The following is a 22,917-nucleotide window of genomic DNA, read 5'->3' as shown; positions in this document are numbered from 1 at the left end:
TATGTGTTGTTGAATTTACAGACCCGAAATTTTGCTTATTTTTGAGGCTCATGTCTGATATTATAAAACTTTTACCCGATTCGGTAGCTAATCAAATTGCTGCCGGAGAAGTGGTACAAAGACCCGCTTCTGCTGTTAAAGAACTTCTGGAAAACGCCATAGATTCTGGTGCTGATAAAATTCAGTTGATTATTAAAGATGCCGGAAAATCATTAATCCAAGTGATTGATAATGGTTGCGGAATGAGCGCTACAGATGCTAGAATGTGTTTTGAGCGACATGCCACTTCAAAAATTAATAAAGCCGAAGATCTTTTTGCCATAAGAACCATGGGATTTAGAGGCGAAGCAATGGCTTCTATTGCCGCTATTGCACAAGTAGAATTAAAAACCAGAAGACATGAAGATGAGTTAGGTAGTGCCATAGAAATTGAAGGATCAACCGTAATTCATCAAGAGCCTTGTGCTACCGCTGCCGGCACTGCCATAAGTGTGAAGAATTTATTTTATAATATCCCAGCCCGAAGAAATTTTTTAAAGAGTAATCCGGTAGAAACAAGGCATATTTTAGATGAATTTCAAAGGGTAGCTTTGGCACATCCCGAGATTTATTTTACCCTTCACCATGATGGGCAAGAGGTTTATCACTTACCGCAAACACAGCTTAAACAACGTATTATTCATTTATTAGGGAATCATTACAATGAAAAATTGGTTCCGGTTGATGAAGAAACCAGCATTATACAGGTGAAAGGTTTTGTAGGAAAGCCTTCTAGCGCAAAAAGAACCAGAGGCGACCAGTTCTTTTTTGTAAACAACCGTTTTATTAAGGATGCTTACCTAAACCATGCGGTTAAAATTGCTTTTGAGCAGCTTTTGCCTGATGAATATTTTCCGCTTTATTATTTATTTATAGAGATAGATCCCGCTAAAATTGATATCAATGTTCATCCTACCAAAACAGAAATTAAATATCAGGATGAAAAAGCAATTTATGCCATCATCAGATCGGCTGTAAAGCGATCTTTAGGAAGATATAATATTACGCCTACGCTTGATTTTAATCAGGAAACGGCTTTTCAAGGGATGATTACTGATAAACCTTTAGGTGAAATTACGCCTCCATCTATTAAGTTTAATCCAGATTTTAACCCTTTCCAGGAGCAACAAAAAAGCACTAAAGAAATTCCTTTTTTAAGAACCATCGGCGAAAAGCAAAACATCCCAACTAATTGGAATACTTTATATGAAATTGCTTACGCCAATGAGCAAAAACAATCTAGTTTTGATTTAAAGGAAGATAAAAAAATTACTACCGGAGATGAAAAAATAGAAACCATTAGTGGCCGCCAGGTTTTTCAACTTCATCAGCGATACATTATTACCCAAATTAAATCGGGTTTTATGCTGGTAGACCAACAGGCGGCTCATGAACGTATTCTTTATGAAAGATTTTTAGTTCAATTAGATCAAAATAAAGGCTTAAGTCAGCAAAGTTTATTTCCACAAACGGTAACTTTAAACACTACTGATTTTGCTTTGGCTAATGAACTGTTACCAGATTTAAATGCTTTAGGTTTTCAGATCAGAGATTTTGGGAAAAACACTTTAGTAGTAGAAGGTGTACCCGCCGATTTGCCAGAAAACAATGATTTAGCGGCTATGTTAGAACAGTTAATTGAAGGTTTTAAAAACAATCACACCATTTTAAAATTAGATAAAAGAGATAATTTAGCCAGAACTTTAGCTAAAAACTCGGCAATTAAAGCAGGTACAAGCTTAGAAACAGAAGAGATGAATAATTTGATTGATCAGCTTTTTGCTTGTCAATCTCCAAATGCATCTATTTACGGTAAACAGATTATCGTTAAAATAACGTTAGAAGAATTAGCAGAAAAGTTTAATAAACATTAAACAGCAGGATAAAGTATGAGAGAATTTAGACCATTAGGAAATACCCTTTTTCCCCCGGTAGTTAAAAATTTATTAATTATTAACGGGATTCTTTTTTTTGCCACTTATGTGTTTATTCAATCATTTGGATTTGATTTAACAGAGCATTTAGCCTTGTTTTATTATTCGTCTTCAAAATTTAGAATTTGGCAATTGTTCACACACCTTTTTATGCATGCAAGTGTGATGCATATTTTTTCTAATATGTTTGCTTTATGGATGTTTGGTTCTATTCTAGAAAATTATTTAGGCTCTAAAAAGTTTTTAAATTATTACATCCTCACAGGTATTGGCGCTTCAATACTTTTTATGGGTGTCCAATATTTTGAGTTATCTCCGTTACAAAAACAAGTAGAAATATACAGTGCACAACCATCCGCAAGTAATTTTGAGAAGTTTATTGTAGAAAATGTTCCCGACCAAATTCAGCCTAATTTTAATGAAATTTTAACGTTTTACAGCGCCAACCCTGTTAGTGTAGAAGCTAAAACAGCATCGGTGGAGTTAGCAAATGCTTATTTAAATGCTAAAATAAATACGGCAACTTTGGGTGCATCAGGTGCGGTTTTTGGAATTTTATTGGCTTTTGGAATGCTGTTTCCTAATGCTTTAATATACATTTATTTCTTTTTCCCTATGAAAGCGAAATACTTAGTTATTTTATATGGAGCATTTGAATTGTACAGTGGCGTAGCTAATAACCCCGATGATAATGTGGCTCACTTTGCACATTTGGGTGGCATGTTAATTGGTTTTATCCTTTTAAAAGCTTGGAATATTAAACGTTCTGATAGCTTATTTTAATCTTTTTCTTTAGAAAAAACATCCTTAAATTAGGGCTTATGAGTATCTACAATGAATTGAAAATGAAAGCATTCCAATCTGGTAGCAGAGTGAACCTTTTTATTGGCATCAATGTCATTGTTTTTGTGGTATTGAGCCTTTTAGGTGTTGTTGAATTTTTATTTGCTAAGCAATCTGGTTTCGGTGCTATCATTACTGATTATTTAGCTGTCCCTACTCATTTACCCAAATTACTCAACAGATTTTGGACTCCCTTCACTTACATGTTTCTTCATGCAGGATTTTTTCATATTCTGTTTAATATGTTGTGGTTGTTTTGGATTGGAAAAATATTTGAAGAATACTTAAATAGCAAAAAATTAACATTCGTTTATTTAGGTGGGGGCTTAGCAGGAGCATTTTTCTACATTCTTTGCTATAACTTATTTCCAGCATTTGAACAAACTAAATTAATATCGGCTGCGGTTGGTGCATCTGCAGCAGTAACAGCAGTGGTGGTTGCAACGGCAGTGCTTTTGCCTGATTATACCATTTCCTTATTGTTTTTTGGTCCGGTAAAACTAAAGTGGATCGCCATTATTTACATTGTTATTGATTTAATTAGCATAGCTGGTCCAAATGCTGGTGGTCATCTTACACATATAGGTGGTGCTCTTTTTGGCTTCTTTTATATTAAATCTTTACAAAACGGGATGGACTGGAATAAGCCTTTTGAGAATTTCTTTTTACCAAAATCTAAGCTCAAAGTGGTTTCTAAAAATTACGATGCTCCATCAAAAACCCAAAAAAATACCATCCCAGATCAAGAAGCGGTTGATAGAATTTTAGATAAAATATCACAAACCGGGTACAATAATCTATCAAAAAAAGAGAAAGAAATTCTATTTAACGCTAGTAAAAACAATGAAGAAAAGTAAAATCGGTTTCTTACAAAAAACCTTTCTCTTTTTAAATTTTCTGGCGATAATATGTCTTTTATTGAGCTATTTAGCCACCACCACAGATCCTGAAAAATACTGGTATATCGCATTATTTGGCTTGGCATACCCTTTTATTTTATTAGCCAACACCCTCTTTATTATCTTTTGGTTGCTTTACAGAAAATGGTATTTCTTGTTTTCTTTGGTGTTTATTTTAGGCGGCTACCAATTGCTTAAACGCACCATCGGCTTCAGAACTGCGGCAGCCAGTAACTTTGAAACTGACAGTACCACTATTAAATTAATGACTTGGAATGTGCATTACGTTAAAAAGTTTGGTTCTGAGCTAGATACCACCACCCGCTCAAATGTTTTTAAACTAATTGACGCAGAACAACCAGACATTGTAGGCTTTGAAGAATTTTTTACCCGCAAAAAAGGAAAATATGATATTAAGGATTCTATATTAAACATCTTAAATACAAAAAATTATTATTACAGCACCTCTACAGATAATGATTATGAATCTAATGGAATTGCAGTATTTAGTAAATATCCTATTATTAAACACGGAGACATCAATTTTGATAAAATAGATAACGGAAATAAAGCAATTTGGATAGACGTTAAAAAAGGGACTAAAATATTTAGAGTTTTTGTGATCCATTTAGCCTCCATTTCTTTTCAGCCAGAAGATTACGTGTTTTTAAAAGAAGTAAAGACTGACATTAACAACGGAAAAGATGTAGTTTCTTCAAAAAGAATTGTAAGAAGATTAAAAAATGCTTTTATCAAAAGAAGTCAACAAGTAAAAATATTAAAAGAACAAATGGCTACTTGTAAAACCCCTTACATTGTGATGGGAGATTTTAACGACACTCCCGTTTCTTACACTTTAAGTGAGATGACCGAGAGCTTAAAAAATGGTTTTTATGAAAAAGGAAGCGGTTTAGGAATTACTTATAATGGTGCTTTTCCAAACTTTCAGATAGATTACATTTTAGCAAGCCCTGAGTTTGATTTTAAGGGTTATAAAATTATTAAAAAAGATTATTCAGATCACTATCCGGTAAGATGTAACGTTACCTTAGCCAATTAATTTATTCATTACATCAAATTTTGTATTTTGCAACATGCATCCAAATCTTTTAATTTATAATACACTTAGTAGAAAAAAAGAAACCTTTAAAGCATTAAACGCTCCTTATGTTGGAATGTATGTTTGTGGGCCCACTGTTTATAGTGATGTTCACTTAGGTAATTGCAGAACTTTCATCTCTTTTGATATTATTTTTAGATACCTAAGTTACTTGGGTTATAAAGTTAGATACGTAAGAAACATTACCGATGCTGGGCATTTAGAAGGTGATGGAGATATTGGTGAAGATAAAATATCTAAAAAAGCAAAATTATCAGCTTTAGAGCCGATGGAAATTGTACAAAAATATGCTAATGATTTTCATCAGGTAATGCATATCTTTAATGTTTTGCCTCCAAGTATAGAGCCTACAGCAACCGGTCATATTATAGAACAAATAGAATTGGTAAAAACCATTTTGGCCAAAGGCTTTGCTTATGAAACCAACGGAACAGTATATTTTGATGTAGAAAAATATAACCAAAACCAAGATTATGGCGTGTTAAACAACAGGAAATTAGAAGACCTGATGAACAACACTCGTGATTTAGGTGGGCAGGATGAAAAAAAAGGTAAGCTAGATTTTGCACTTTGGATTAAAGCCAAACCAGAGCATTTAATGCAATGGCCTTCTCCATGGGGGATGGGTTTCCCGGGCTGGCATTTAGAATGTTCGGCAATGAGCAATAAATATTTAGGAGAACAATTTGACATTCATGGAGGCGGAATGGATTTAGCTCCCACTCATCACACCAATGAAATTGCTCAAAACGTAGCTTCATGTGGTAAACATCCAGCCAATTACTGGATTCACACTAATATGCTTACCGTAAACGGGCAAAAAATGTCTAAATCTTTAGGCAATAGTTTTTTACCCCGCGAATTGTTTACTGGCGACCATGTTTTACTTAAAAGAGGCTACAGCCCAATGGCAGTTAGGTTTTTTATATTACAAGCACATTATCGCAGCACTTTAGATTTTTCTAACGAAGCATTAGATGCTAGTGAAAAAGGCTTTAAAAGATTAATGGCTTCGGTAAGTCTTTTAGATAAACTTAAAACAAGTTCAACATCAACTGTAAATATTGCCGAGCTTGAGCAAAAGTTTACAGAAGCAATGAATGATGATTTTAATACCCCCATATTAATAGCAGAACTCTTTGATGCTTCAAAAATTATTAATTCTATTTATGATGGAAAAACCACCATTGATGAAGAAAATTTAATAAAGTTAACTAGCCTTATCAAGGTATTTATAGAAGATGTACTAGGGCTTTCAGATGATTCTCAGGCCAATGATGACCTGAATCCCTTGATGGATTTTATCCTTAAAATAAGAACATCAGCTAAAGAAAATAAAGATTACGCCACTTCAGACAGAATAAGAATTGGACTAAATGAAATTGGCTATCAAATAAAAGATGGTAAAGAAGGCACAAGCTGGTCTAAAATTTAGACCAGCTTTACATTTTTCTCAACACTATAAAGAACTATAATATTCAAAAACCTTTACCAGGTCATCATTATCTTTAAAATCTATCTTTTCTTTTCTCATAAAAGCATCTATTTCAGTTGCCTTTGCAGGAAACAATTCTAAAAAATCTTTTTTAGATGGCTTAAACTTTTTCATTGTTCCTTCCTTTAAAACATAATAATTGGTATTGTGTATAAATCTCTTTTCGGTAGTTGCAGAATTATAAGGTTTATTCTCCACCATCGTTTTATAATTTTTAACCAGAAGCGTTATTCCCCCATCAAACAACACTCTATAATAAGCTTTTTTACTAAAATTATCTATCTCAGGAAATCCATTTCTATACAAATGAGTTTCAGTACCGGCTTCTAATAAAAATGATTTTACTGGCAAAACAAAAGTTAGCAAGGTTTCATCTTTAGGATTTTTAAAAAACAACTCATCCTTAAAAGAATCGTATTTTAAAAATATATCCTTATAGACAGTCCCATCTTCCATCGTGGCGGTACCTTTTAACAAATTATCAAATAAAAATGGTGTTCCAACTACATCTGTATAAGCAATTGCCATTATAGGTTTACCTTGCACATCTTGCTGAAATTGAGCATTTGCAACACCGCTTATAAAGAATAATAATAAAATGGTAATATTGGAAGTTTTCATAAAAGATCTATTTTTAATAAATGAAGGTATAAATTTTGATGAATCTAAAAAAACAAAAAAAATTAAATGAAAAATATTATTGCTCTTAGTTTTTTAATCCTCATAGTTGCATCTCATTCCTTCTCTCAAACAAACGATGGAATGGTTAAATCTTTAATTAATGCCGAGGAACGTTTTAATGTTAACGTAAAAAAAGATGGATTAAACCAAGCTTTTTTAAAAGTTGCAGACCCAAATTGTACTGTTTTTAGACCGAACCCCATCAATGCAATAGCATTTTATACCCAACAAAAGCAAACTTCATTTTACTTGAGCTGGAAACCAGAATACGCCATGATCTCTAAATCTGGCGATTTTGGCTTTACTACAGGTCCTTATGTTTTTAATAATGATGATAAGGTTGATTATGGTCATTATATTTCTGTTTGGAAAGCCAATAATAAAAAACAATGGAAACTAGTATTAGATGGCGGAATTGAGCATGAAAAACCTATTTCTGTTTTAGAATTGGCTTATTTAGACCCCACTAATTACAAATATCCAAAACTAATAGGTCCACAAAAAATTCAATGGAGAGAAGACATTGTTTTTAATACTGATATTTTATTAGGCAAATCATTAAACAAATCTGGAAATAAAAGTTTAGATGAATTTTATGACCCAAAAGTTCGATTATACTTTCCTAACCACTTACCTAAAATTGGCAAAGAAGAAACTTTAAAATTTATTAATGAACAAAAATTGGTGGTTAACTCTACGCCAACATTTGCAGACAGAGCTTTAAGCGGAGATTTAGCTTACACTTACGGTAAGGCAATTATTTCAGGCAAAGACTACAACTATATTCGTATTTGGCAAATAGACCAAGAAATGAAATGGAACATTATTTTAGATGCCTATTTACCTTAGGTATTTTTAAATTACAAAGGCTTAGGTACAAAATTTGATAGGTTATTACTTTAACCTAATATCAGTCTCATGAACCTACACAAAGAAAATTACGAAACACTTTCTGAAGCTATGAATGCACTAAAGGAGAAAGGTTTTACCTATGAATTTGATATAAAAAATGCGAATCTTTATCATAAAGATGCAGAAAAAGAGTTTAAAGCTCATCAATTAAAAGTGGTAGAAATACACCGATTTGAAGGACTTACAAATCCGGCTGATAGTTCAATTCTTTACGCAATACTTTGCGAAGATGGATCAAAAGGTTTATTAGTTGATGCCTACGGAATGTATGCCGATACAGACAAAACGGCTTTTATGAGTGAAGTAGAAATTATATCAGAATAAATTAGCTACAATTTGCTCTGTACTCATCCCTTCTGCTTCAGCTTTATAATTCCTTACAATTCTATGTTTTAAAATAGGTTGAGCAACGGCTTGTACATCTTCAATATCAGGAGAATATTTTCTATTGATTGCTGCATGGCATTTTGCGCCAATAATTAAATATTGAGATGCTCTTGGACCAGCACCCCAGCTGATATACTTATTGATTTCTGGAGTAGCATATTGGGTTTGCGGACGTGTTTTAGCCACTAATTTAACGGCGTATTCCAACACATGATCTGCAACTGGTATTTGCCTTATCAATTGTTGGAAGTAAGAGATCTGATCGGCATTTAATATTCTTTTTAACTCAGCAACTACATTGCTTGTTGTGCTTTTAACAATATTTAATTCCTCTTCAAAAGAAGGATAAGACAAAGACACATTAAACATAAAACGGTCTAATTGAGCTTCTGGTAAAGGATAAGTTCCTTCTTGTTCAATAGGGTTTTGTGTTGCCAAAACAAAAAATGGCTTTGGTAAATGATGGGTAACACCAGCCGCAGTAACAGATTTTTCTTGCATAGCCTCTAGTAAAGCTGCTTGAGTTTTTGGCGGAGTCCGGTTAATCTCATCGGCTAAAATAATATTTGAAAAAACCGGCCCTTTAATAAATTTAAAATTTCTGTCTTCTCCTAAAATTTCACTGCCAATAATATCAGAAGGCATTAAATCTGGCGTAAATTGAATGCGATTAAAAGAAAGATCTAACACTCTTGCTACAGTTTGCACCAAAAGTGTTTTAGCCAACCCTGGCACACCTACCAATAAACAATGGCCGTTGCTAAAAATAGAAATCAAAACAGACTTTACCACTTCATCTTGCCCAACAATTACTTTGGCAATTTCTTTCCTTATTTCTTCGTAAGCAATGCTTAAAGCGTCAACCGCTTCTACGTCTGAATTGTATTTCATCTGTTAATTTCCAGTAGTTTTGGGGGTAGTAATCCAATCTTTTAACACACTGCAATTGTAATATTCTGTATCTAACTTAATATAGGTAGATTTTCTTCTTTTTTCAAACCACTGGCTTACGGTTTTGTTCACTTTATCTTCGTAAGCTGCATCTTTAATTTTTGGAAGATCTTGCTCTAAGTTTGCAGCATGTGGCGCAACTTTAGATCTTAAATATAAAAATCTATAGCCTGCTTTTCCTCTAGCATCTGCAAATAATTCTGGTTTAGAATAAGTTCCTACCGTCATGGTATCAATTACCAAAAACACTTTAGGATCTAATTTATCAGTTGGAATATGAGTAGATCTTGCGGATACGTTCTCGGCATCTAACATCATCCCACCATTATATTTTGTCTCATTGTTATCAGAAAACAAAGACGCTGCGGCAGAAAAATCTAATTTGCCTGCTTTTACTTTCTGATAAGTAGAATCTATCTCGGCAGCAGCCCTTTCTAAAGCGGCTGGAGTGTTTTCTGGAATAATTAAAATATGCCTTGCTCTAACTTGCTCTCCTCTACGCTCTACAACCTCTAAAAAGTGAAATCCAAACTCTGTTTCAAAAACTGGAGACATTTCTCCTTGTTTTAATTTAAAAGCCCAAGAAGTAAATTCTTTTGCCATGGTTTGTCTGTCAAAAAAGCCTAAATCGCCACCTTCTCTAGCAGACATTGGATCTTGAGAATATAACCTGGCCATAGTTCCAAAACTATCCCCACCTTTAATTCTCAACCTTAAAGACTCTGCTTTATCTCTATAAAATTCTTTTTCTGTTTTGGTGAGCTCTGGGTAAACCACTAATTCTCCAACTTCTACTTCGGTGTTAAATGTTGGTAATGAATCTTTAGGTATTGCCTCATAAAATCTTTTCACTTCTAAAGGGGTAACTTCTACCTTTTCGGTGATTTTTGCTTGCATTTTTTGCGCAACCAACTGTTCTTTAATTTCTGGTCTTATTTCATCCTTGTATTGAATAAGAGATCTTCCCAAAAACTCTTCTAACTTCTCTTGCCCTCCAGCTCTTGATGTCATCACACGCATTCTTCTATCCACCTCGTTATCAATATCTTCTTCATCTACCAAAATAGAATCTAAAACCGCTTGTTGCGAAAGTAATTTCTGACTTAACATGTTTTGTAAAAAGAAACATTTTGTGGTTTCATCGGGCTTGTTGCCTTGCACTAAATATTGTGCATATTGTTGATCTATCTCTGATTTAAGAATAATATTATCACCAACTACCGCTACCACTTTGTCTAAAACCTTATTTTGAGCGTATATATTTGCCAAACTCAAAAATATAAGGCTTACTAAAACTGAAAATTTCTTCATTTATCGTATATTTCTAATTCATTATTTTTTTGTGCCTCATCAAAGACTTCTTTTTCCATCTGATTAATGAGTGCCAATTTTTTCTGATTTAATATCAGATTCTTAATATTCTCTTTTTCAAAAGCAATTGGAGACAAACTATCTCTAAACTTCGAATCTCGCAAAATTATGAGATATAATGTATTATTCTCAGAAATTTCAAATATACGATTAAGATTATCGAAATTATTTTCCCCTAACTTATCAATTGGAAAAATTTGCGCTAATTCTTCTGTGTAATGCCAGGTGGTATCCATCAAAGAAAAATTTGGAGAATACTTAAAACAATACTTCTCTAACAAATCTGCATCACGAATATCTTTAGACGTAAAGAGCTTTTTAACCATTGCAATTTTAGGTGCATTTGCTGGTAATTTAATGTAAGAAGCCTTTAGAATAGGTTTCTTCAATTGAAAATTGTCTTTATTTTCTTGATAGTATTTTTGAATTTCCTGATCGCTAACTACAGTATCTAATTTCTGGAGAATTAGCTTTTGCTCATACTGAAATCTAATGAGTGACCTTTTATAGGTTTCTAATTGGTTTTGTATGGCCTGATTATCTATGTTTACATTGGTTTCTGCCTGATGTTGCATCACCTGCTCATGCTGCCACTGATCTATAAAAGCTAAAACCATTGATGCGCTATCATTTCCATGCACATTTTTAGGCACCACGCCTTCCAAATCTTTTAAATACAAATATTTATCGTAAGCTTTTGCTATAGGTTTTTCTTCGTCTTTGCTTAACCATTTACAAGAAATTACAAAGCAAGAAAGCAAAAAGAACAGTAAAGAAAATTTTACAGGTTGCATCATTAATCAAACGAAAGTAAGTCCTTTTTAGCGTAAAAACCATGCTTTAACTTTTTTTAACAAATTTTGGGCTACTTTTGTAAGCATGAATCCTTTACAAACTGATAATTTAATGGCTTTAAGTTTTTTGATTGACGAAGAGATTTATGTGGTAAAAAATCAGGAGGAAATTAATCATCCTAAAAAAGAGATTTCTGCACCAGAAAAAGAGGTGAGTGCCGTAGTATTAGACCCTTTACCAAAAGCTAAAGAAGAAATTCTTACCAACGAAATTCCAAATAAGGAAGCCAACCCTGCTGTCGTTGAAATCACTTTACCAAACGCTAAAAAAGATTTCAAATACCTCGGAGAAAACAATAAATACATACTAATTATTGTGAAAGAACCTGCAGTTGATTTTTTAAAACGAGATGATTTAACCTTTTTATTAAAAATTTTAGGTGCAAAAAAACTAGAGCTAAATGATGTGGCTATCATCAATACAGAAAAAAATGATGCGCTTAATTTTGATGATTTGAAAGACTTTTTTGCCTGCAATAAAATCATCACTTTTGGCATTGATCCTAAATCACTGCAAATAACCGGGGCTGTAGCCAACAAAAAATCGGTTTTTAAAAACATCTCTATTTTGGGTACTTGGGATTTAACCAGATTGCAACAAGACGTAAACAAAAAGACCATTTTTTGGAACGAGTTTAAAACATTTTAATGAAACACCAATTAGTTTTTGCCACCAACAACCTTCATAAATTAGAAGAAGTACAATCTCAAGTTGCCGATTTTTTTAAAATTATTAGTTTAGCCGATATAGGTTGCCAAGAAGATATTGCCGAAACCGGATTAACTTTAGATGAAAACGCATCCATCAAAAGCAAATATATTTATGATCAATATCAAACAGATTGTTTTGCTGATGATACTGGTTTAGAAATAGAAGCTTTAAATAACGAACCCGGTGTTTTTTCTGCCAGATATTCTGGAGATAGAGATTTTGCTAAAAACATGGATCTAGTTTTAGAGAAAATGCAAGGCATCACCAATAGAAAAGCCAGATTTAGAACCGTAATTTCATTAATTCTAAATCATCAGGAATATTTATTTGAAGGCATTGTAAATGGCAAAATTAGGACTGAAATTAGTGGAAATATGGGCTTTGGTTATGATCCAATTTTTGAACCCGAAGGTTACACCATTACTTTTGCAGAAATGGATTTAGCCGAGAAAAATAAAATTAGCCACCGTGGCAGAGCTATTCAAAAGTTGATTGATTTTTTGAAAACTCAAACCAAACACTAATCTTTTTTAGGAATTGCTGTAGATTTAGGTTTAGCCTTTATAACAACTAATTTTGGCTTAATTACCTGCTTAACAGGCTCTTTCTTTTTAGTTGGAGAGGCTACTTTCGGCCTTAAAGTCGGTATAATTTCTTCCTTTGATTTTGGTCTCTCCTTTGGTTTCCAATTAAAATTAGGCAATGTCCTCAACTCCTCAGTAACTTGCTCTATAGGGTAATAATTATGCTCTGGCTGGCGAATAAACGAAACCTGCATTAAACTATCATTATCAAAATTTATGCGCATTCTTGAAGCAATAGATCGCATCATTCCTTTATTTTCTGAGCTATCATTAGGAAAATAAATACTCTCGGCATTCCCATTTACAAAAATCACATCTAACTTTTCTTTCCTAAAATAACCTTTCATGGTTTTTCCTGCAATCTGGTTAAATTGAGTAGAATCTTTCTCAGTGTTTACCACGATGGCATTTCTAATCAAATCCATATTATCCATTTTTTTATTTTTCATTTGGATATACATAGTATCTGCCGAAAGTTGTGTTCCTTTTGCCCAAACAATAGGCTGTTGATAAATCCTTAAAACCGAATCTCCGTAACTAAAAAAGGCAGAATCTGCTTTAGCTTGTAAATCAGATTTAAATATTTTAACCTTTTTATGCGCACTAATAATTCTAATTTTTGTGGTGTCTGATGCTTCTAAAGATAAAGAAGCTGCCAAGTTAGTGAGAATGCTAGTTTTTATAAATGGCACAAATTCTAACCCCAATTGATTTACTTTTTTAACTCTCACTGCAGGCCAAAGCACAACAGTTGATGGCGCCCGAGTAATTAATTTAAATGAGAGCGCATCGGGCTTAACTTTTTTTGGTTTGGTTACTTCTGGTTTCTTTACTGGCTCCTTTTTAACCACTTTAGCTTGAAGTGTATCTTTTATCAATAGATTTGCGCTATCTGTTTGTAACGTCTTATTGTTCAAAGAATCTGTTATTAGAGGAGAATCTTCTAAAACATCGGTTTTTAATGAATCGCTTTTATTCAATTCTTCAATTTTTTGCCTCATTGCAAATAACTCCATCTTCATCATCACACTACTCCTTAAGGTATCAGCAGTCATCCAAATGCTATCTCTAGAAACAGAATCTTTTTCTGTAGTAAAAATTACATAGGCATTTTTAGTCACGGTTATACTTTCATCTTTCTTTTTATAAACGCCTAAATCACCTCTTAATTCAACTTTTTGGGCAGTATCAATAAAGACAATGTTTTTCACCGCTCGGCCATATCCGGCTTTACCATCGTAAAACAAACTATCACCTTTTAAACTTTTAGAGTTTTGAGTGTATAAATTTTTCTTACCAAAAGAAGCTTGATCATTTACAGTATTGTAATTCCCGTTTTCGGTGTACAAAGTATCTGTTTTACCGTAAATATTAGTAGGACCAAAAAAGTAAGCTATTTTGGTATTGGTGTTATATTTTAGTGTATCAGATATAATTAATACCTCTGGCGATTTTACCCTTACTTTATACCTAAAATAAGCATCTTTAGATTGGGTAAAATAATAACCGTTTTCGCTGGTGAGCACATTTTTATCATTTACAATTTTACCACCATTGTAATATCTTCCAATTTTTGTCCCTAAGTTATAATCAAAGTTATTGGTGGTTAAAATTGCGTCGTTATCTGTCAGTTTAACATTATTGCTTAGAATGGCCAGTTTGGTATTCCCATCATAATTTAACAAATCCGAGTAAATATTAATGGTATCAGCCTGATTGATATGAACATGCCCAAAAGCTTCAAAACTATTTTTCTCTAAATAAAAATAGGCGCTATCACAGGTTAAGGTAGCGTTGTCTTGTTTAAAAATAGGTCTTATTACCTTATTGGTGTTTTCACCATTTCTTTTTAAACCTATAAAGGAATCAGATTGAATCAATTCTACCCTTGTTACCTTTTGTGCCCAGGCAGTAAAAGAAACAACAATTAAGAAAAGAAATATTAAATATTTTCTCACACAGCAAAATTAGTTTTTTGGTAACGATTTTAAACGGTTAATTTTGATTCATGTTATTACCGGTTCAACAATTCAAAGATTTTGTAAACTCTTATACACTGTTTATGCCACAAGATAAAATTTTGTTGGCAGTAAGTGGCGGAAAAGATTCTGTAACCATGGCTCATCTATTTGCGTCAGCAGGTTTTAAGTTTGGAATTGCTCATTGCAATTTTAATTTACGTGGAGAAGAATCAATCCGCGACCAAAATTTTGTGAAAAATTTAGCTGATCAATTAGGTGTTTCTTTTCATTTGCAAGCTTTTGAAACAGAAGCTTACGCTAAAGAATATAAGCTAAGCATACAAATGGCAGCCAGAGATTTAAGGTACGAGTTTTTCTACAGTCTAAAAGAAAGCTTCGGCTATCAAAAAATAGCTATTGCACAACATCAAAATGATGCTATGGAAACCGTATTACTCAACCTTATTAGAGGCACCGGAATTGCAGGTTTACATGGAATAAAAGTGCAGCATCATGATATTATTAGACCATTACTTTGTTTCAACAGTGCTGATATTGAAGAAATGGTTGAAGAAAATAATATCAGCTTTGTAGAAGACAGCTCTAATGCATCAACTAAATATGCGAGAAACAAAATTAGGTTAAATGTGATTCCCGAAATGAAACAGTTAAACCCTTCATTAGAAGATACGTTTCAAAAGAACCTAGATTATTTTAGCGAGTTAGAAGAATTATTGATTGAAACTGTAAAAAATCATCAAGCCCATTTATTTAAATTTAAGGATCAGCACATAGAAATAGCCATAAATGACCTTAAAAAAGTACATCCTCAAAAATTAATTTTATTTGAATTATTCAGACCTTTTGGCTTTAACATCACTACCATTCAAAATTTAATCAATTGCTTAAATGGCGAATCAGGAAGGAAGTTTTTTTCTGATACACATTGTATTACCGTTGATAGAGAGACATTAACTCTTAAAACTAAAGCTCAATTCATATTAAGAGAGCAATTTATAAAGGCCGACCAACACGAGGCTGTTATTGGTAATTATCATTTAAGTATTGATGAATTAGCTAGTAAACCCTTAAGTTTAATTGCAGAAGCACATTCTATTTATGTTGATGCTGAAGAGTTAATTTATCCCTTAAAACTAAGAGCATGGCGAGAAGGAGACAGTTTTAAACCTTTTGGAATGCATGGAGAGAAGAAAGTGAGCGACTTTTTAATTAGTCAGAAAATCCCATTAGATGATAAAAAATCAATCCCAATTTTAGTAAATGGCGACGGAAAAATTATATGGATTTGTGGCTATAGAAGTGACGATAGATTTAAAGTAAAATCAAACACCAAAAAAATATTTATCTTAGAAGTACATAAAAACTAATTATGACCGATAATTACCCATTTCATGAAAAACAATACTTAGGTAGAGATTACAACTTTATTAGCATAAGAATGGTAATGGCTATTTTTTGCTTTGCCGCTTATTACTGGACAGAGAACCGAGAACGAAATGGAGATTTGTTGCTTCTAGTAGGTTGTGCCATACTTTTTATTAGCGTGATGATGCTATTTGTACTCCATTTTAGAACTATTGTAAACAATAAATCCGTTATTTTAAATGGATTATGGACTACTCGTTTAGTAAAAATAGACTTAAATAGTATTGTAAAAGTAGAAAACACCAAGTACAGCAACTATTTATTAAATAATCCGGTTTATAATTTACACCGTAATGGCACCATTAGGTTTTATGCTGGCGGTAAAGATGCGGTTAAACTAACCGATAGAGATGGTTTAGTGTATGTAATTGGCACTCAAAGAGCTTTAGAATTATACAATGCCATTCAACAAGAAATGAAAAAGTAATATTCTTTCATCACTTTTAAATCATTTCTCTAATGGCAAAAAACGTAAGGCTGAGTTAGTTTTAGTTTAAAATTAACTAAACTGGCTTCCCAAATTACTACCAGTTGTGTTTAGGTTTATATCCTATCTAATCATAAATACCGTTTACATTTTAACTACAAAAAGAAAGGGGTAATCATTAAAATGATTACCCCTTTAGTATGATAATAAATACGATCAAGAAGCTTTTAAAGCTGCTAAAGCATCTTTTATTTGTTGATTATCTGGCGCTAAAGCCAACGCTTTTTCAAAATAATCTTTAGATTTCACTTTATCTGATTTGATATAAAAAGCACCTACATAAGAGTAAGCATCAACCAAATTTGTTTTATCCCTATCTGCAATTGTAGGTTTCGCATTGGTGATCTCTATAAACTTCTCATAAGCTCCTTTAGCTTTCTCATTCTCATTAATTGGATTTAAATAGTATTCAACCCTTGCCACGTATAGGTAAGCATCAGCATTATTAGCTTTTACAGCAACATAAGTAAAGGCGCTATCTGCGGTGAGTAATGTCTTTTTAATTTCCTTTTCATCTAATGAATTAGCTTTAGCAAGATTAGCATATTTGAAATAGTTAGCATAACCTAAATAAAACCAGTCTGTATAAGATGACTTTGGTAGTTTTGTTAGCTTTTCATAATACTTTGCTGCCATATCATAATTCTTAGCAGAAAAATAAGTTTTAGCTATTGACCCTAACACCGTTGTGTTAGTAGTATCTAATTCATAGCCTTTAACATAATTTACAATAGCTAAAGAATCTTTCTTATCATTTTGATAAGCCTTACCCAAATACAGGTAATCATCAGCAATTAATCTATCTTTTTTTACGCTAGAAATAAATGAGTTTAAAGCTTCTACACCTGCAACATTGTTGCTATTTTCTATTGCAGCATAACCTTTAAACCTTTTAGCCAAAATATATTCCTCTGTTAAAACTGATTGATTGATAAAATCTGTCGAAGATTTTTCTAAGGTTACATAATCACCTGCATTTAATAAGAATATTAAATACCTGTATTGAGATTCTGTAGATCTATCAGTTAAATCTAAATATTTAGAATAATTTTCCTTTGCTTTTGGAAGCAATTCTGCTCTTCTGTTAGGAAAACCAGATGCCCAACGGTAATAATTTTCGGCTAATGCTCTGTAAGCTGGTCCAAAATTAGGATCTTTAGCAATAACGGCCTTAATATTAGTTTCAGCTAATTCAAAGTTGAAAGCTTGGGTCCATATTTCACCAATATTTACCTCAACACCCAATAAATTCTCTTTCAAATTCATGGCTCTTTGGTACTCAGCAACTGCCTCACTATTTTTCTTTTGAGCTTTGTAAGCGTTACCCATTGCAATATGCAATTCAGGTTCTTTCTCACCAAACTCTTTGGCTTTTTCAAACCATTCAAATGCTTTAGTTAAATCTCTTGAAGCTTCATAAGTATAAGCCTTTCCAATATAAATATATTCTTGAAAGTCTTTTTTCTTCATTCCTTCAGTAGCCTTAGCAAAGTTAGCTTGTGCTGCTGCTGCATTTTTAGCAAATAAATCAACCGCTCCTAATCCTACGTAATTTAAAGTATACTTTGGATCGGCAGTTAAACCGCTTTGGAAAACTATTTTAGCAGAATCTGGCTTATTCAATAAAAGATATAAATCTCCAAAATTGAAATAGTTCTCGGCAGTTGGTTGTGTTTTAACCAAATTACTGAACATAGATTTAGCTTTTTGAAACTGCTCTGCTCTTACTGCTTTTTTAGCATCCTCCAAACTTTGAGCTTGAGTTACTAATCCTATAACTACAAAACCTAAGGTAGTTATCACTACTTTCTTAATTACATTCATAATTCAATTATAAAAAAAAATTTAGTTTCTAATGTTAATTTGTCTACTTGATAAAGAATCTGGTGCCAAACCTGACTTTAAAATGATTCTTTGTCCTATATCTCCGGCAAGGAAAGATGCAAAACCTGTGCCTAAACCTGCCCTACCCTGTCCGTTAATTAGATACAAATACCTAATTAATGGGTAGGTTTTTAATTTTAAATTACTTTGAGACGGTTTTAAATACGCTCCTTTATCTTTACTTATTCCCATTACTCTAATAGATTTTACATCAGAAATAACATCTGGTGTTGGTCTCTTTATCCAAGCCACACTTACTATTCCAATAGCGTTAGGATGCTCTATAACATACTTAATCACATCTTTATTAGCCTTTAAAGCGTAAAAGTTTTTTGGAAATGTTTTAACGCCCGACAAATTCATTAAGTATTCAACAGTACTTGATTTAGGATTATCAAATACAAAAACTCTATTATTTTTAGACTTACCTGACAATTCGCTTTTTATCTCCTCTACAGAAATTACAGAATCTTGATTTTGCTGACTTGTAATTAAGGCAATCCCATCAATTGCAAACTTGGTAACTTTTAAAATGATTTTCTTATTATCGTAATATTTAGCTTCTTCTTTGGTGAGCTCTCTGGCCATAATTGCCAAATCTATACTATCACTCAAAAATAAATTAATGACTTCTTGCTGTGGCTTATAAACCATGCTTATATCTGCTCTGGTATAAGTATTGGAAAATATTTGATATTCATCATCCACAATAGGAAATAATGATTCATCTGCTAATATGGTAGCTTTTCCATTAGTGATGCCTTGCTCTTCAACTTTTGCATTTTGATTACAGGAAGCAAAAACGAGAGCTAAACTTCCTGCAATAAAACCAAGAAGCGAAAAAACATTATTCTTCTTCATGTTGTTGCTGTTTAATTAACCTATAGAATCTAAAAAAAGAATAGATAATTAATAAGGATGCAAATGCAATTTTCCAAATTTTTTCTACTCCGTAAAGTAACGGAAACTCATCCCAAAAAATAATTAAGATGCCTAACACAAAATAAATTGCAAACATCACTAGCCCTAAAATGAGCAGAAATCGCTTTGCGGGCGATTTCTGTCTATCTCTAAATTTTTGATATGCCATTAAATACTATTGTTGAAGTTGGAAGAAGATTGGCACTGTGTAAGATACACGTACATTTCTACCGTTTTGAACTCCTGGATTCCACTTTGGAGAACTTTTCAGTACTCTAATAGCTTCCTCATCACAACCGCCGCCAATACCTCTGGCTACTTTAATATCAGTTAAAGAACCATCTTTTTCTACTACGAAAGTACAAAACACTCTTCCTTGAATACCGTTTTCACGAGCAATTGGTGGGTATCTTAAGTTTTTACCTAAGAATTTACCAAACTGTTCTAAACCACCAGGGAAAGTTGGTAAAACCTCTACGTTAGTAAAGATTTCATTGGTATCCTCTGTTTTTTCTTGGTTGATAGGACCTTCTCCAACTGGTGTATTAATCACAATATCAGCATTTGGATCACCTTTAATGGTTTTTTGACCAGGATCTGCCTTTTCTAATTCTTGGATTGTAGGTGGTTCTTCCTCTACCACTTCTTCATCTGGTTTTACAACCGGAGGAGGAAATTTAACCTGATCCACTTTTGGTGGAGGTGGCTCTACAGGAGGTGGAGGTGGTACTTTTTTCTCATCCACAGGAGGTGGAGTAGATAAAATTACTTCTGTCTCCTTAACTTTTTCTACATTATCAGAATTTAATCCTTCAATGTATTTTAAAATTACTGGAGTGGATACGGCGATTATAAAAAATAACCCGCCTATAATCATTGCTTTATTGGTATTTCTATTATTCTGTTTACGAAGTTGATAAGCTCCGTATTCTTTATTTCTACCTTCAAAAACTATGTCAATCCAGCTCTGATTTAATATATCTAGTTTGGACATCTTGTCTTAAATTTAAATTAATAACGTGTTGATATTTAGAATATTATTCCTTGTAAGCACCCTGAGATTTCATTAAATTAATCTCAGCCGTTTCAATCTTATTACTAATACCATAAGAAGGAACTGAAGAAATTTTTATTTCATCTAAAATATCAACAAAATTTTTGTAGTTAGATTTATCAGATGACTTAATAATAACCATTAAACCTTTTTTGGGATCTCCTGTGCCAGCAACAACCTTCTTATTTGCATCTACAAAAGAAGATCTGATTCCGTTTTTACCAAAATTATCAACAGTTGGAGGGTTATCACCCAATACGCCCATGTACCAAACAATTTTGTTGTCTGAGCCTAATAGAACAGTCATAGTTCTAGAAGCCTTCACATCCAATTGTTCCTCTGGGTTATCATCGTTTTTATCAGGCATGAACATATCCATGGCCTGAGGTTTGGAAAGAGTAGTAGTAAGGATAAAGAAAGTAATTAAAAGAAAGGCTAAATCAACCATAGCAGTTAAATCTACTCTGGTCGACATTTTCTTGGTTCTTATTTTCCCACCTTTTTTACCACCCCCGCCGGAGGTATCTAATTCTGCCATAATGGTGTCTTTTTAAATTATTTTTCCGCTTCTAAGGAGGTGATTAAACTAAATTTATTGATGTTTTGATCTTGAAGAATATCAATTATTTTTCTGATAGTTGGATATTGCTCATCAGAATCACCTTTTATAGAAAATCTTAGATCTTTACCATGTAGCTCTTTTGTTGCATATCTAGATTGTAAAATCCATTGCTTTAGCTCATTGTTTGCGCCAGAATCTGCGGGAATACCAGGTTGCTTTACTTTCATTCTTTCGTTAGCTTCCATATTAATGTATTCTTTCAGACTGGTCATTGGTACTCCAAATGATTCAATAACTGAAAAACGCTTTTTCTCTGCTGGTGTAAACGTAACGCTGTATTGCTCGGCCATACGGTCTAACATATTGATTCTTACATCCTGCCCAACTACTCCAAAAAACACTTTACCTTCACCTATAGTAAGTGTAGCTACATCCTTATCTGGTACTTTAACAGTTACCGTTGAAGATGGAATATCTACAGGTAAAACTTCTGGCTGACGAGCTGTTGCTGATAAGATAAAGTAGGTTAGTAACAAAAAAGCAACATCGCACATCGCAGTCATATCTGTAACTGTACTTTTTCTTTTAATTTTAACTTTTGGCATCTTATTAAGTTTATGAGTTAGTTAAAAATTAATTAAAAGGCTCTTATTATGCATAAAAGCCTTTTTTACTAACTTATTTATTTATGAGTTGCAGCGTAAGTTTGAACAATAGAGAAACCAGCTTCATCTATTGAATACGTTAAACTATCTATTTTAGAAGTAAAGAAGTTGTAAGAAATTACAGCGAATAATGAAGTTGCAATTCCTGTTGCAGTGTTAATTAAGGCTTCAGAAATACCGTTTGCTAATTCAGCAGAATCGGCAGCTCCAGCAGCAGCTAAACCTGCAAAGGCCTTGATCATACCTGTTACCGTACCCAATAATCCGGCTAAAGTTCCAACTGATACTAATGTTGCAATAATGGTTAAATTTTGCTCTAACATTGGCATTTCTAATGCTGTTGCTTCTTCAATATCTTTCTGGATAGCTAAACATTTTTGTTCTGTATCCATAATTGTATCAGATTCAACTTCTTTGTATTTTAACAAACCTGATTTTATTACCGCAGCAACAGAACCTTTTTGTTTGTCACATTCGCTAATTGCGCCATCTACGTTGTTTGAAGAAAGCATAGATTGTACTTTTTTCACAAAAACGTCTACATTACCTGTACCAGCAGCTTTACTGATTACAAAGAAACGCTCAATAGAAAATACAATTACCATTAAAAACATTGACATTAAGAAAGGTACAATGTATCCTCCTTTGTAAACCATTCCGAAGTAATTACCTGGTAGTGGCTGACCGGTGTTCACACCGCCTTGAAAATTTGATCCGTTGCCCATTACAATTAAAAATAAAGCCCATCCGATAACGATGCAGATGACGATAGCTAGTCCTGCGAAAATCCCTGAACCCTTTGAGTTCTCTTTCTTAGCCATAGTAGGTTTTGGTGCGTTTGCCATTGTTTTTTAGTTTTTAAGTTTTTGAATAAATTAATGTGTGTGTTTGATTATTTGATAATGATTGTTATGATGACAATTTTAAAAAAGTGAATAACAAATTTATGATTTAAACTTTAAAATCAATTTAAAATCAAAATTTTTATGCGATCCACTAAAATTATTACAAAGTTTTCTTGATTCCCTCTAATATAGGCTTTCAATAAACGCCGTAATAAAAAAAAATTGCCCCATCAGGACAATTCTTTTACAATAAAAACCATTTTAATACTAAAAACCAAATTTATCTCTTTAATTTTTAGTTATTAATTTA

At 32.9% G+C, this 22,917-nt stretch carries 23 protein-coding genes; 11 read left to right on the top strand and 12 right to left on the bottom strand.

From position 1 onward, the window contains the following. The first annotated feature begins 50 nt into the window (after positions 1 to 50). Genes mutL through cysS form a run of 5 tightly spaced genes read left to right on the top strand, consistent with a single transcriptional unit; the run spans position 51 to position 6,270 of the window. Entirely contained in the window at positions 51 to 1,913 is a 1,863-nt protein-coding gene (mutL, locus tag FA046_RS05015) for a DNA mismatch repair endonuclease MutL (protein ID WP_136825245.1), read from the top strand. 15 nt (positions 1,914 to 1,928) lie between these two features. After that, positions 1,929 to 2,756: a rhomboid family intramembrane serine protease gene (locus tag FA046_RS05010; RefSeq protein WP_136825244.1), complete on the top strand. Its 828-nt coding sequence runs from the start codon at positions 1,929 to 1,931 to the stop codon at positions 2,754 to 2,756. A 38-nt stretch (positions 2,757 to 2,794) separates the two neighbouring features. Then, positions 2,795 to 3,673, top strand: coding sequence for a rhomboid family intramembrane serine protease (locus FA046_RS05005; RefSeq protein WP_136825243.1), 879 nt, complete (start codon positions 2,795 to 2,797; stop codon positions 3,671 to 3,673). Further along, the gene (locus FA046_RS05000; protein WP_136825242.1) at positions 3,660 to 4,775 is read left to right on the top strand and encodes an endonuclease/exonuclease/phosphatase family protein; all 1,116 of its coding nucleotides are present in this window, start codon (positions 3,660 to 3,662) and stop codon (positions 4,773 to 4,775) included. The genes FA046_RS05005 and FA046_RS05000 overlap by 14 nt, the downstream gene beginning before the upstream one ends. 34 nt (positions 4,776 to 4,809) lie before the next feature. Further along, the gene (gene cysS / locus FA046_RS04995; protein WP_136825241.1) at positions 4,810 to 6,270 is read left to right on the top strand and encodes a cysteine--tRNA ligase; all 1,461 of its coding nucleotides are present in this window, start codon (positions 4,810 to 4,812) and stop codon (positions 6,268 to 6,270) included. Between the two features lie 24 nt (positions 6,271 to 6,294). Here the strand turns inward: cysS and FA046_RS04990 are convergent, their stop codons facing one another. Further along, positions 6,295 to 6,951 (bottom strand): hypothetical protein, encoded by a 657-nt coding sequence (locus FA046_RS04990; protein ID WP_136825240.1) that lies wholly within the window; start codon positions 6,949 to 6,951, stop codon positions 6,295 to 6,297. 66 nt (positions 6,952 to 7,017) lie between these two features. Here FA046_RS04990 and FA046_RS04985 point away from each other — a divergent pair, with 66 nt between their 5' ends. After that, a complete protein-coding gene (locus FA046_RS04985; RefSeq protein ID WP_136825239.1) occupies positions 7,018 to 7,860 on the top strand; it encodes a hypothetical protein in 843 nt (280 codons plus the stop codon). A 69-nt stretch (positions 7,861 to 7,929) separates the two neighbouring features. Continuing rightward, entirely contained in the window at positions 7,930 to 8,247 is a 318-nt protein-coding gene (locus FA046_RS04980; protein WP_136825238.1) for a phosphoribosylpyrophosphate synthetase, read from the top strand. Here FA046_RS04980 and FA046_RS04975 read toward each other — a convergent pair. Genes FA046_RS04975 through FA046_RS04965 form a run of 3 tightly spaced genes read right to left on the bottom strand, consistent with a single transcriptional unit; the run spans position 8,239 to position 11,429 of the window. Then, positions 8,239 to 9,201 carry an AAA family ATPase gene (locus FA046_RS04975; protein ID WP_136825237.1) on the bottom strand — a complete coding sequence of 321 codons (963 nt, stop codon included), beginning with the start codon at positions 9,199 to 9,201 and terminating at the stop codon, positions 8,239 to 8,241. The two genes, FA046_RS04980 and FA046_RS04975, sit on opposite strands and share 9 nt — an antisense overlap. A gap of 3 nt (positions 9,202 to 9,204) precedes the next feature. Next, positions 9,205 to 10,572, bottom strand: coding sequence for a peptidylprolyl isomerase (locus tag FA046_RS04970; protein ID WP_136825236.1), 1,368 nt, complete (start codon positions 10,570 to 10,572; stop codon positions 9,205 to 9,207). Beyond that, positions 10,569 to 11,429 (bottom strand): hypothetical protein, encoded by an 861-nt coding sequence (locus tag FA046_RS04965; protein WP_136825235.1) that lies wholly within the window; start codon positions 11,427 to 11,429, stop codon positions 10,569 to 10,571. The genes FA046_RS04970 and FA046_RS04965 overlap by 4 nt, the downstream gene beginning before the upstream one ends. An 82-nt stretch (positions 11,430 to 11,511) precedes the next feature. On the opposite strand from FA046_RS04965, the gene FA046_RS04960 reads away from it, so the two are divergent. Then, a complete protein-coding gene (locus FA046_RS04960) occupies positions 11,512 to 12,135 on the top strand; it encodes a hypothetical protein (protein ID WP_136825234.1) in 624 nt (207 codons plus the stop codon). Further along, on the top strand, positions 12,135 to 12,722 hold the full coding sequence (locus FA046_RS04955; protein WP_136825233.1) for a non-canonical purine NTP diphosphatase: 588 nt from the start codon (positions 12,135 to 12,137) through the stop codon (positions 12,720 to 12,722). The genes FA046_RS04960 and FA046_RS04955 overlap by 1 nt, the downstream gene beginning before the upstream one ends. Here FA046_RS04955 and FA046_RS04950 read toward each other — a convergent pair. Then, the gene (locus FA046_RS04950) at positions 12,719 to 14,740 is read right to left on the bottom strand and encodes an OstA-like protein (protein WP_136825232.1); all 2,022 of its coding nucleotides are present in this window, start codon (positions 14,738 to 14,740) and stop codon (positions 12,719 to 12,721) included. The genes FA046_RS04955 and FA046_RS04950 overlap by 4 nt on opposite strands. 104 nt (positions 14,741 to 14,844) lie before the next feature. Between FA046_RS04950 and tilS the strand changes: the two genes are divergently transcribed. Next, positions 14,845 to 16,131 (top strand): tRNA lysidine(34) synthetase TilS, encoded by a 1,287-nt coding sequence (gene tilS / locus FA046_RS04945; RefSeq protein WP_225870879.1) that lies wholly within the window; start codon positions 14,845 to 14,847, stop codon positions 16,129 to 16,131. A 2-nt stretch (positions 16,132 to 16,133) separates the two neighbouring features. Next, entirely contained in the window at positions 16,134 to 16,616 is a 483-nt protein-coding gene (locus tag FA046_RS04940; RefSeq protein WP_136825230.1) for a hypothetical protein, read from the top strand. Between the two features lie 216 nt (positions 16,617 to 16,832). Here the strand turns inward: FA046_RS04940 and FA046_RS04935 are convergent, their stop codons facing one another. From FA046_RS04935 to FA046_RS04905, 7 genes are all read right to left on the bottom strand, one after another. After that, the gene (locus FA046_RS04935; protein WP_136825229.1) at positions 16,833 to 18,500 is read right to left on the bottom strand and encodes a tetratricopeptide repeat protein; all 1,668 of its coding nucleotides are present in this window, start codon (positions 18,498 to 18,500) and stop codon (positions 16,833 to 16,835) included. Between the two features lie 21 nt (positions 18,501 to 18,521). Then, complete coding sequence (locus tag FA046_RS04930) at positions 18,522 to 19,421, bottom strand: PstS family phosphate ABC transporter substrate-binding protein (RefSeq protein WP_136825228.1); 900 nt, start codon at positions 19,419 to 19,421, stop codon at positions 18,522 to 18,524. Further along, positions 19,408 to 19,650 carry a hypothetical protein gene (locus FA046_RS04925; protein ID WP_136825227.1) on the bottom strand — a complete coding sequence of 81 codons (243 nt, stop codon included), beginning with the start codon at positions 19,648 to 19,650 and terminating at the stop codon, positions 19,408 to 19,410. The genes FA046_RS04930 and FA046_RS04925 overlap by 14 nt, the downstream gene beginning before the upstream one ends. A 6-nt stretch (positions 19,651 to 19,656) precedes the next feature. Beyond that, positions 19,657 to 20,475, bottom strand: coding sequence for an energy transducer TonB (locus tag FA046_RS04920; protein ID WP_136825226.1), 819 nt, complete (start codon positions 20,473 to 20,475; stop codon positions 19,657 to 19,659). A gap of 43 nt (positions 20,476 to 20,518) precedes the next feature. Further along, complete coding sequence (locus tag FA046_RS04915) at positions 20,519 to 21,073, bottom strand: ExbD/TolR family protein (protein ID WP_136825225.1); 555 nt, start codon at positions 21,071 to 21,073, stop codon at positions 20,519 to 20,521. 17 nt (positions 21,074 to 21,090) lie between these two features. Further along, entirely contained in the window at positions 21,091 to 21,702 is a 612-nt protein-coding gene (locus FA046_RS04910; RefSeq protein WP_136825224.1) for an ExbD/TolR family protein, read from the bottom strand. Positions 21,703 to 21,779: 77 nt separating this feature from the next. Beyond that, positions 21,780 to 22,607, bottom strand: coding sequence for a MotA/TolQ/ExbB proton channel family protein (locus FA046_RS04905; RefSeq protein ID WP_136825223.1), 828 nt, complete (start codon positions 22,605 to 22,607; stop codon positions 21,780 to 21,782). Positions 22,608 to 22,917: the final 310 nt, after the last annotated feature.

Source organism: Pedobacter cryophilus (assembly GCF_005116455.1).
GTDB lineage: Bacteria > Bacteroidota > Bacteroidia > Sphingobacteriales > Sphingobacteriaceae > Pseudopedobacter > Pseudopedobacter cryophilum.
The sequence above is the reverse complement of the archived record's forward strand: the minus strand, read 5'-3'. Positions and strand labels throughout refer to the sequence as shown.

Excerpts from the sequence above, each read along its gene's own strand:
- mutL (WP_136825245.1), top strand. The coding sequence starts at position 51 with ATGTCTGATATTATAAAACTTTTACCCGATTCGGTAGCTAATCAAATT.
- FA046_RS05010 (WP_136825244.1), top strand. The coding sequence starts at position 1,929 with ATGAGAGAATTTAGACCATTAGGAAATACCCTTTTTCCCCCGGTAGTT.
- FA046_RS05005 (WP_136825243.1), top strand. The coding sequence starts at position 2,795 with ATGAGTATCTACAATGAATTGAAAATGAAAGCATTCCAATCTGGTAGC.
- FA046_RS05000 (WP_136825242.1), top strand. The coding sequence starts at position 3,660 with ATGAAGAAAAGTAAAATCGGTTTCTTACAAAAAACCTTTCTCTTTTTA.
- cysS (WP_136825241.1), top strand. The coding sequence starts at position 4,810 with ATGCATCCAAATCTTTTAATTTATAATACACTTAGTAGAAAAAAAGAA.
- FA046_RS04990 (WP_136825240.1), bottom strand. The coding sequence starts at position 6,951 with ATGAAAACTTCCAATATTACCATTTTATTATTATTCTTTATAAGCGGT.
- FA046_RS04985 (WP_136825239.1), top strand. The coding sequence starts at position 7,018 with ATGAAAAATATTATTGCTCTTAGTTTTTTAATCCTCATAGTTGCATCT.
- FA046_RS04980 (WP_136825238.1), top strand. The coding sequence starts at position 7,930 with ATGAACCTACACAAAGAAAATTACGAAACACTTTCTGAAGCTATGAAT.
- FA046_RS04975 (WP_136825237.1), bottom strand. The coding sequence starts at position 9,201 with ATGAAATACAATTCAGACGTAGAAGCGGTTGACGCTTTAAGCATTGCT.
- FA046_RS04970 (WP_136825236.1), bottom strand. The coding sequence starts at position 10,572 with ATGAAGAAATTTTCAGTTTTAGTAAGCCTTATATTTTTGAGTTTGGCA.
- FA046_RS04965 (WP_136825235.1), bottom strand. The coding sequence starts at position 11,429 with ATGATGCAACCTGTAAAATTTTCTTTACTGTTCTTTTTGCTTTCTTGC.
- FA046_RS04960 (WP_136825234.1), top strand. The coding sequence starts at position 11,512 with ATGAATCCTTTACAAACTGATAATTTAATGGCTTTAAGTTTTTTGATT.
- FA046_RS04955 (WP_136825233.1), top strand. The coding sequence starts at position 12,135 with ATGAAACACCAATTAGTTTTTGCCACCAACAACCTTCATAAATTAGAA.
- tilS (WP_225870879.1), top strand. The coding sequence starts at position 14,845 with ATGCCACAAGATAAAATTTTGTTGGCAGTAAGTGGCGGAAAAGATTCT.
- FA046_RS04940 (WP_136825230.1), top strand. The coding sequence starts at position 16,134 with ATGACCGATAATTACCCATTTCATGAAAAACAATACTTAGGTAGAGAT.
- FA046_RS04935 (WP_136825229.1), bottom strand. The coding sequence starts at position 18,500 with ATGAATGTAATTAAGAAAGTAGTGATAACTACCTTAGGTTTTGTAGTT.
- FA046_RS04930 (WP_136825228.1), bottom strand. The coding sequence starts at position 19,421 with ATGAAGAAGAATAATGTTTTTTCGCTTCTTGGTTTTATTGCAGGAAGT.
- FA046_RS04925 (WP_136825227.1), bottom strand. The coding sequence starts at position 19,650 with ATGGCATATCAAAAATTTAGAGATAGACAGAAATCGCCCGCAAAGCGA.
- FA046_RS04920 (WP_136825226.1), bottom strand. The coding sequence starts at position 20,475 with ATGTCCAAACTAGATATATTAAATCAGAGCTGGATTGACATAGTTTTT.
- FA046_RS04915 (WP_136825225.1), bottom strand. The coding sequence starts at position 21,073 with ATGGCAGAATTAGATACCTCCGGCGGGGGTGGTAAAAAAGGTGGGAAA.
- FA046_RS04910 (WP_136825224.1), bottom strand. The coding sequence starts at position 21,702 with ATGCCAAAAGTTAAAATTAAAAGAAAAAGTACAGTTACAGATATGACT.
- FA046_RS04905 (WP_136825223.1), bottom strand. The coding sequence starts at position 22,607 with ATGGCAAACGCACCAAAACCTACTATGGCTAAGAAAGAGAACTCAAAG.